Genomic DNA, 1,580 nt, shown 5'->3' with positions numbered 1-1,580 from the left:
CACCTGCGTCGGGAGCTGAAACCGCTGATGGGGTCGCTGTCCAGGGTGCTGGACGAGGACATCGGCGCCCCGCGTCGCAATGATCCCAGCCGTCTCTCTCTGATGGCCCGGTGAACCTCACCCTGGCCCGGCAGGTGCTGGAGCAGCAGGGGGCCTCGGTGGTAACGGTTACCACCGGCAACCAGGCCCTGGAATGCCTGGCCCGTGAACCCTTCGACCTGGTGCTGATGGACATCTTCATGCCCGACCTTGACGGCATGGAAACCAGCCGCCGCTGGCGCGACCTGGAAGCATCAAAGAATCATGGGCGCCGCAGCATCCTGATCGCCTTGACCACGAATGCCAGCGAGGCCGATCAACGCCGATTCCTGGAGGCCGGCATGGACGATTACCTCGCCAAGCCGTATCGTCCGCAGGCGTTGCTCGACCGGGTCAGCTGCTGGCTCCCCGAGAGGCTCGGCCAATCCCAACCCTCCTCGCACACCCTCTCACCCAAGGATCCTCGCTGATGGACTACCCCACAATCGACCCGGTGGCCATCTCACTGGGGCCCTTCCAGATCCACTGGTATGGCCTGATGTACGTGATCGGCTTCGTCGCCGCCTGGTGGCTGGGTCACCGCAGAGCCGAGCGCATCGGCCTGACCCATGACGATATCGGTGACCTGATCTTCTATGCTGCCATCGGCGTGGTGGCTGGTGGGCGCCTGGGCTATGCGCTCTTCTACGGCATGAGCCAGTGGCTGGCCGATCCCCTCTGGATCTTCAGGATCTGGGACGGCGGCATGAGCTTCCACGGTGGCCTGATCGGGGTGGTGCTGGCCGCTCTGTGGTTTGCCAGGAAGAAACGCCTGGCCTTCCTCACCCTGACCGACTTCGTTGCTCCCCTGGTGCCGATCGGTCTGGGCGCCGGGCGCATCGGCAACTTCATCAACGGCGAGCTGCCCGGGCGAGTCACCGATCTGCCCTGGGGCATGCCCTTTCCCGGCATGGGACCCGAGCCACGCCATCCCTCTTCGCTCTACGAGGCGCTGCTGGAAGGGGCCGTGCTGTTCGTGATCCTTTGGTGGGTCTCGGCCCGGCCCCGTGCCCGTGGCCTGCTTTCCGGGCTCTTCCTGCTGTTTTATGGCGTCTTCCGCTTCGCGGTGGAGTTCGTGCGCCTTCCCGACGCCCATATCGGCTTCATCGCCCTCGGCTGGGTGACCATGGGCATGTTGCTGACGCTGCCGATGATCGCCACGGGTATTGCCTTGATCGTCTGGTCGCGCCGCCAGCCGACACCCTGACGGGGAGCCAGGAGCTGTAAGCTGTAAGCTGTAAGCTTTAAGAACAACCGTTGCCTCGGGATTCCTTGGTGGTAGCGTCCCGGCTTACGGAGTTGGAGGGCGCTGTGTAGAATGGTAGGCCCATTTTCCAGCCTTGATGCCCCGTGACTGATCAGACGCTTCCCGCCCTCGAACAGCCCTACCTCGACCTGATGCGTCAGGTGCTCGACCACGGCGTGGTGCGCAGCGACCGCACCGGGGTGGGCACCCGCTCTATCTTCGGCCACCAGATGCGCTTCGACCTCGGTCGCGGCTT

General features: G+C 64.5%; 3 protein-coding genes. All 3 read left to right on the top strand.

Annotated elements, in window-relative coordinates; translation table 11 throughout:
* Positions 1-110: 110 nt before the first annotated feature.
* Positions 111-509 (top strand): response regulator, encoded by a 399-nt coding sequence (locus ACESMD_RS00215; RefSeq protein ID WP_372609291.1) that lies wholly within the window; start codon positions 111-113, stop codon positions 507-509.
* On the top strand, positions 506-1,285 hold the full coding sequence (gene lgt, locus ACESMD_RS00210) for a prolipoprotein diacylglyceryl transferase (RefSeq protein WP_372609293.1): 780 nt from the start codon (positions 506-508) through the stop codon (positions 1,283-1,285). The genes ACESMD_RS00215 and lgt overlap by 4 nt, the downstream gene beginning before the upstream one ends.
* A gap of 143 nt (positions 1,286-1,428) precedes the next feature.
* A partial coding sequence (locus tag ACESMD_RS00205) for a thymidylate synthase (RefSeq protein ID WP_372609292.1) occupies positions 1,429-1,580 on the top strand: 152 nt, incomplete at its 3' end.

Source organism: Halomonas sp. (assembly GCF_041689495.1).
GTDB lineage: Bacteria > Pseudomonadota > Gammaproteobacteria > Pseudomonadales > Halomonadaceae > Halomonas.
The sequence above is the reverse complement of the archived record's forward strand: the minus strand, read 5'-3'. Positions and strand labels throughout refer to the sequence as shown.